This window comes from Flavobacterium undicola (genome assembly GCF_009909155.2).
Lineage (GTDB): Bacteria > Bacteroidota > Bacteroidia > Flavobacteriales > Flavobacteriaceae > Flavobacterium > Flavobacterium undicola.
The window spans coordinates 21230-28233 of the sequence record NZ_JAAAPM020000037.1; the positions used below are offsets into that span (position 1 = coordinate 21230).

The following is a 7004-nucleotide window of genomic DNA, read 5'->3' on the forward strand; positions in this document are numbered from 1 at the left end:
CCAAACCCGCTGTAGTATCAGAAGGTTGTAGGCAATTTTAAACACATAAATCTTTAACAGAACTGAATGAGTTGGATAACACAAAAAACAGGAATAATTGATCATCATCGAGATACAGATTTTGGTACTCAACCAGTAAGAACTAAGCATTGGATGATTGTTTACATGTTTCAAAAAACAAATCCAACATTCTATGCAGAAGTAAAAGATTTAATAGCAAAAGGAAAATTAAGTGGTAAGTTAGGTATAATTTATGGAGAAGAGCCAATAAGACTACCTGATGGCAAATTCCAAACTCCAAGAGCAAATGGCAAAACAAAGCAAATTGAAATTCACGAAACTTTTTTGTCATATTTGTGGTGTTGCACATATTCCTTATATGTAACTTTTTTAGAAACTATTGATTATCCTCAATGTAATTTTCATGCAGGTTACGAAGTATTTCCAATAAGTGAAGAAAATATTTTAATTGCTCAAGAAATGTTTGACTATGCCCGACATCTGATTGTAGATTTCACTGTTTGGGACAAAGACAAAATGCCTAATCCTGAGCGCCTATTAGCTGAAAAAAGAATATATATTGAACAGACAAATTGTTTTTATACTGAAGCGGTAAAATTTATTCTGTGCCATGAGTTTACGCATTTAGAACGTCATCTTGACCAAATTAATGAGAAAACCACAACGAGTAATTACTTAGAATTCGAAAGTGAAGCTGACAATACTGCTATTGATAAAATGAAAGAAGGAATGTCATACATGCCAATACCATTAGCACAATCACATAGACTGGCGATTGAAATTGGAGCGATTATAGGTGTATTATCAATGCTCTTTTTTCGTGCAACTACAGAAGGAGTTCGTCACCCTAATACTGAAGACCGCTTAACCAATGTAATAGAAAGGCTTGATTTGATTGACAACGATGCCGCATGGGCAATTGCATGTGTTGGATTAAAATTTTGGGACAGTCAGTTTGGACATAATTTTGAATGGCAAGAGAATCCAAATTCTTACAAAGAAGAATATTACGCAATAATAAAACAAATAAAGGCACGTGAAAAATAAAAACTGCTTATAATAACTAAAGTTTCGTTGCGTGCACAGCACGAACAATGAAACATCTGTTGAACGGAAACGCTGAGATTCCGAAACTATGGGTTTTTCGATGAAATATTTTTAGGATTTCAAGAGGATTTACTATCCTCTTTTTTTTGAGAAGTATTTTGGTCTCTCCATAGTGCAGATTTGCAATCTGATCCACAAAGATGAGTAAACAGCTTGAATACTTTGTCGAGTTACTGGATGAGATTCCTCCTTCGTCGGAATGACAAGATTGTGGAAGTAGATTATGGAAAGGGGACGTATCAAACTTTTGCACAAACCATAACCACGCAGTTTGTCCTTCCGACGAAGGAGGAATCTCCGCAAGCTGAGTTATGTTCCTCGATATTGCACAGTTTTACTACTTTGTGGAGTTACTGGATGAGATTGCCACGCTATCGCTCGCAATGACATTTGAGGGTGTTGAAAAATAAAGCCACAGCTTTAAAAGACTAATCTGTGCTAATCTTTTAAATCCTGTGGCAAAAAAAATGAAATTTTATTAAGCTAGTGCTAATTCAATCGCATTAGTAAATAAATCAGCTAATGGAATTCCGGCTGCAGCAGCTTGTTGCGGAATCAAACTTTCGGTGGTTAATCCAGGAATGGTATTCATTTCGAGCATGTGTGGTTCGTCGTTAACAATGATGAATTCAGAACGGGAGAATCCTTTCATTTTTAAAACTTCGTAAGCACGTTTGGCAATGGTTCCCACTTTTTGAGTCATTTCGTCAGAAAGTCTCGCTGGAGTAATTTCTTGTGATTTTCCTTGGTATTTGGCTTCATAATCAAAGAAATCATTTTCAGAAACGATTTCGGTAATTGGTAACACAATGATTTCTCCTTTGTAATTGATAACGCCTACTGAAACTTCGGTTCCGTCAAGGAAACTTTCAATGATGATTTCGTTGTCTTCTTTGTAAGCCGTTTCGATGGCTGTAGGCAATTCGGCTTCGGCTTTTACTTTTGAAATTCCGAAACTGGATCCCGCTTTATTTGGTTTTACAAAACAAGGCAATCCTACTTTATTTATGATTTCGGCGGTATTGATTACATCGCCTTTGTTTAAATAATAAGAAATGGCGGTTTTAATTCCGTATGGTTTTAATACCGAAAGTAAATCTCTTTTATTGAAGGTTAAAGCGGCCTGGTAATAATCGCAAGAAGTTTGCGGAATGCCTAATAATTCAAAATAGGCTTGCATTAAACCATCTTCGCCCGGAGTTCCGTGAATGGCGTTGAAAACGCAGTCAAAGCTAATTTTGCTACCATTTACGTTTACTGAAAAATCGTTTTTGTCGATTGGAAATTCAGTATCAGTATCGTCAACATAAACCCATTTTTCTTTAAAAATGTGGATGCGAAATCCGTTGTATTTGGTTTGGTCTAGAAATTTGTAAACTACGTTACCGCTAATAAGTGAAATTTTGTACTCACTGGAATAGCCGCCCATGATGATGGCAATGTTTTTCATTAAGTTTCGTTTGTATTGTAAAATTGGTTTTTTGTTTTTTAGCCCCGATGGTAACGGCATCCTTTTTCTCGTTTCTTTAACGAGGAAAAGATAGAGTGAACAGCGGGAAATAGCTCCAAACTTTGGCAATGCCAACGTTTAATAAGCATTAAACAAAATTATCATTTTTTTTGAAACGAAATAGCTTTATCTTTGCCACCTATAAAATTTAATATATGAGTTTACGTAAATATCTTACTAGTCGCGCGTTTTTCACACAAGTTTTTCTTGCCACTTTGATAATTGCTGTTTTGGGTTATCTTTTTATGCATTGGTTGACTTTTACTACTGATCATGGACATGAAATTACGGTTCCTGATTTGAGAAAATTGACTGAAGAACAAGTAGAGGAGAAGTTGGACGAATTAGATTTGGATTATGTGTTATTGGACAGTGTTGATTATAGAGGAGATTTTCCTAAATACAGTGTGGTTCAGCAAGATCCAATGCCGGGAGCTAAGGTAAAAGAAGGAAGAAAAGTATATATTAAGATTAATAGTTCTGGTTTTTCATCGATTAGAGTGCCTGATTTGATTGAGAAAACCTATCGTGAGGCGGTGCCAACATTAAAGGCATTGGGACTGGAAGAAGGAACGATTACTTATATTCCAAATCTTGGAAAAGATATGGTTTTAGAAATGCGTTACAAAGGAAGAAACATAAAACCGGGAGATCGAGTTTTGAAATCATCTAAAATTGATTTGGTTTTAGGAGACGGAAAAGCGAGTTATGAGGAAGATATAGCAACAGATACGATTGCAAGTCCAACTACAACCCCAACAGAAGAAGCACCAAATGAACAATAATATTGAGCCGATTGATTTAGAAGAAGAGGAATTATTTGAACATTATAAATTTGAAGTTCCTAAAGGGCAGGCATTTTTGCGAATTGACAAATATTTGATGGGATTGATTCCCAATGCTACCCGAAATAAAATACAAAATGCCGCTACCGAGGGCAATATTTTTGTCAATAATGTTACGGTAAAATCCAATTATAAGGTTAAACCTTTTGATGTGGTTGCGGTGATGTTATCGCATCCTCCGTTTGAAAATCATGTGCTTCCAGAGAATATTCCGTTGAATATTGTTTATGAAGACGAGGCTTTATTATTGGTAAATAAAGAGCCGGGATTGGTTGTTCATCCAGGTCATGGAAATTACACCGGAACTTTAGTGAATGCTTTGGCTTTTCATTTTGAGAATTTACCAATGAATAGCAGCGAGCGTCCGGGACTGGTACACCGAATTGATAAAGATACTTCGGGCTTGTTAGTGATTGCTAAAACTGAAGCCGCTATGACGCATCTGGCCAAACAATTTGAAGCTAAAACTACCGAAAGGGAATATGTGGCTTTGGTTTGGGGAAATGTAGCTGAAGAAAGCGGAACCATTCATGGAAATCTTGCCCGTCATTTAAAAGACCGCATGCAAATGGCTGTTTTTGCTGATCCTGAAATAGGGAAACCTGCCATTACACATTACAATGTTTTGGAGCGTTTCGGTTATGTGACCTTGATTACGTGCCGACTAGAAACAGGAAGAACCCACCAGATTAGGGCACACATGAAACACATTGGGCATCCATTGTTTAATGATGAGCGCTATGGTGGTCATTTGATTTTAAAAGGAACTACGTTTACTAAATACAAGCAGTTTATTGAAAATTGTTTTAAAATCTTACCAAGACAGGCTTTACACGCAAAAACATTGGGTTTTGTGCATCCTAATACGGGAGAATTAATGCGTTTTGATACTGAATTGCCACAGGATTTTCAAGATTGTATCGAGAAATGGCGCAATTATTCCAAATCACATGCTACTGAAGAAGAGGAATAGTTATAAAGTTATAGAGAATAATAAGTTTGTAAATAGCTAGTTTAAAACAAAAAAAATCTCTTCTGAAATTTTTCAGAAGAGATTTTTTTTGTTTTAATTGAGCGGTAGGTAGCAATGTGGTTTTGAAGTATTATAAAATATTCAATTTTTAGAAGTTTGTAGATTTTCAGTACATACAGAGTTATTTGGGATTGTTGTCTGCCCCATTTTTTTTAAAAATTTATAGTGAGACAAAGCCGCTCCCCACAAACTAGTTTCTTTATAATTAAATCCATATTCTTCGACAGTGTCCTTCAATATTTGTGAGAGAGCAATGTAATGGACATGACAAATGTTCGGAAAAAGATGGTGGATTACATGGGTATTAAATCCACCGAATATCCAATTTACAACTACACTTTTGCGTGCAAAATCAGTTGTAGTATCAAGATTATGTGTGAATCGACTATGGTTTAAATAGCCTTCTTCATTTACTGTAGGAAATACAGCATCTTCAGTCATATGAGGAGGGATGGCGACTAGAGCAAATATAAAGCCTCCCACCATATGCATTATTAGATATCCAATTATGACTTGCCACCATGTTACGCTTAAAAACAGCATAGGAAGTATAAAAATGAAAGTAATATAAATTAGCTTCGAAGCAGGGAATAGTATTTGTTCAGTAAGATTTGGTTTGAAGTGATAAGCATCCCCAATTTTATTAGTATAAAATATTTCAAAGTCTTTATAGAAAGTCAAAAAAATAAAGTAAAAAGAATAAAGAAAAGGTGTATAGATATGCGGATAATGTGAAAGTTTAGATATTATTTTATTGGAATCACCTGTTAATATTTTTTTATGGGCATAAGCTGTCCAGTCATATTCGGGAATATTGCTGTTAGCATGATGATTGAGATTGTGTCTAATTTTCCATACATAAGGGCTACTTCCGATTGCATATACAGTTGATGTAAGAAAATTATTTACTCTTGGGTTAGGCGAAAAGGCATTGTGTGCTGCATCATGACCTATATTAAAACCCAGCATTAATGATGCTATCCCAAATACAATTGCCAAAAGCAGCATTACAAAAGGGCTAAAATGATTTGACATTATTAACGCATAGGAACCAATAAAGGTTAATACAATGAATATTGCTTTTACTATTACCTGTGTGTTAGCGAATTTAGAAATGCCTCGATCTTTGAAGTATTGATTTACACGTTTCTTCAATATACGATAGGCTTCCTCTTCTTTGTTTCTGTACTTAAATGTTTTGACTTCCATTTGTTTTAGTTTTAAGTTTTTTTACTTGTTCCATCCTGGTTTTCCGAAAATATATAGTAATCTTTCTTTGAATTTTTTTGCGTTTTTGACATCATTTGCCATATTTTCAAATTCGTGCATCACTGTTTTATAAAAACTATTATGATCAACTTCTTCGTGAATTCCATAAATCAGATTCCCTTTGTTTTCTTGAAAAGAACCGAATAGTTTATCCCAAATAATGAGTGTTTCTCCAAAATTTTTGTTAAGGTTTTGTTCATTGCAAGAATGGTGTACCGCATGATGTAATGGTGTAATTAAGAATTTTTCCAGAACTCCCCAATTTCCTAATTTTCGACTATGGGAAAAAAAAGCCCAAAGTTTTCCTACTCCGTAAATAATAATTAACATCTCAAGAGGGAATCCAAGTAATATAATTGGAATGTAAAAAAAGTAACGATAAATACCTTTGAAAACTCCTGATCTTAGTGAAGTGGAAAGATTCATATGTGGCGAAGAATGATGGTTTACATGTATAGCCCACATGAAGCGGACATTGTGTTCAGTGTAATGCTTACAATAAAAACAGAAATCCCAAATAATAAAACATAATATCCAAGCCCACCAATCATACCCCAGATCAAAAAGAGCATAAGCCGAAAGTTTTATTAACCCATAAATGGTTAAAATTTTCATCCCCATATCAAAGACTAAGCCGGCCAACATTAGTTTAATACTTGATAAGGTATCTTTAATTTCATAATAGTTTTGATTTTTCTTGTGGGTTAATGCGTGTTCTATGAATGAACCAGCTATAAAGAATACAGCCAAAGAGGCATAGAAAATTTTTAGTTCCATGAGAAGTGATTATTTTATTGTTTAATATGCTTTCTAATCTAGCATTGGGAATTCAGCAAATTTTAAGTAGTTTTTTGAGCAGCTGTTTCGTTTTTATTTGTATTCTCAACAATAGAATTATCGGACTAAAATGTTTTTTAGGAAAACATTTTTTTGCAAAGGTGCTAACCTGTATATGTACTAAATTGTTAGTGCATATTAGTTTAAAATGTCTGGTTGTGAGTTTTTTAGTGGTAGATTTTGACTATCAAATATAAGATTATTTTGTTAAAAAATGAATCAATTTTTTTAATTTAATTTGTTGTTTGTTAATAATTTTTGAGTTATACACTTAATATCTGTTTTATGTTTTTTTGATAAATCGGTTTTGCATTCACCATTCTTTCTATGGATTTATGAAAAATACTTGTTTTAAATTGAGAACGGTTTATCCTAAAACAAA

At 34.2% G+C, this 7004-nt stretch carries 6 protein-coding genes and 1 pseudogene; 3 read left to right on the forward strand and 4 right to left on the reverse strand.

Going from position 1 to position 7004, the window contains the following annotated elements:
- Positions 1-66: 66 nt before the first annotated feature.
- Positions 67-1068: a phage exclusion protein Lit family protein gene (locus tag GTZ96_RS16145; RefSeq protein ID WP_161644944.1), complete on the forward strand. Its 1002-nt coding sequence runs from the start codon at positions 67-69 to the stop codon at positions 1066-1068.
- Between the two features lie 538 nt (positions 1069-1606).
- Here GTZ96_RS16145 and GTZ96_RS16150 read toward each other — a convergent pair.
- Positions 1607-2578, reverse strand: a complete 972-nt coding sequence (locus GTZ96_RS16150) for a D-alanine--D-alanine ligase (RefSeq protein ID WP_161644949.1) — start codon at positions 2576-2578, stop codon at positions 1607-1609.
- Between the two features lie 215 nt (positions 2579-2793).
- On the opposite strand from GTZ96_RS16150, the gene GTZ96_RS16155 reads away from it, so the two are divergent.
- Together GTZ96_RS16155 and GTZ96_RS16160 are read left to right on the forward strand one after the other, a co-directional pair.
- Positions 2794-3423 carry a PASTA domain-containing protein gene (locus GTZ96_RS16155; protein ID WP_161644945.1) on the forward strand — a complete coding sequence of 210 codons (630 nt, stop codon included), beginning with the start codon at positions 2794-2796 and terminating at the stop codon, positions 3421-3423.
- Positions 3413-4456, forward strand: a complete 1044-nt coding sequence (locus GTZ96_RS16160) for an RluA family pseudouridine synthase (RefSeq protein ID WP_161644946.1) — start codon at positions 3413-3415, stop codon at positions 4454-4456. The genes GTZ96_RS16155 and GTZ96_RS16160 overlap by 11 nt, the downstream gene beginning before the upstream one ends.
- Before the next feature lie 141 nt (positions 4457-4597).
- On the opposite strand, the gene GTZ96_RS16165 is transcribed toward GTZ96_RS16160, so the two are convergent.
- From GTZ96_RS16165 to GTZ96_RS16175, 3 genes and pseudogenes are all read right to left on the reverse strand, one after another.
- Positions 4598-5725, reverse strand: coding sequence for a fatty acid desaturase family protein (locus GTZ96_RS16165; protein WP_161644947.1), 1128 nt, complete (start codon positions 5723-5725; stop codon positions 4598-4600).
- A gap of 21 nt (positions 5726-5746) precedes the next feature.
- A complete protein-coding gene (locus GTZ96_RS16170) occupies positions 5747-6562 on the reverse strand; it encodes a sterol desaturase family protein (RefSeq protein WP_161644948.1) in 816 nt (271 codons plus the stop codon).
- A gap of 323 nt (positions 6563-6885) precedes the next feature.
- Positions 6886-7004 (reverse strand): annotated as a pseudogene (locus GTZ96_RS16175) (IS1595 family transposase); the annotation flags it as partial.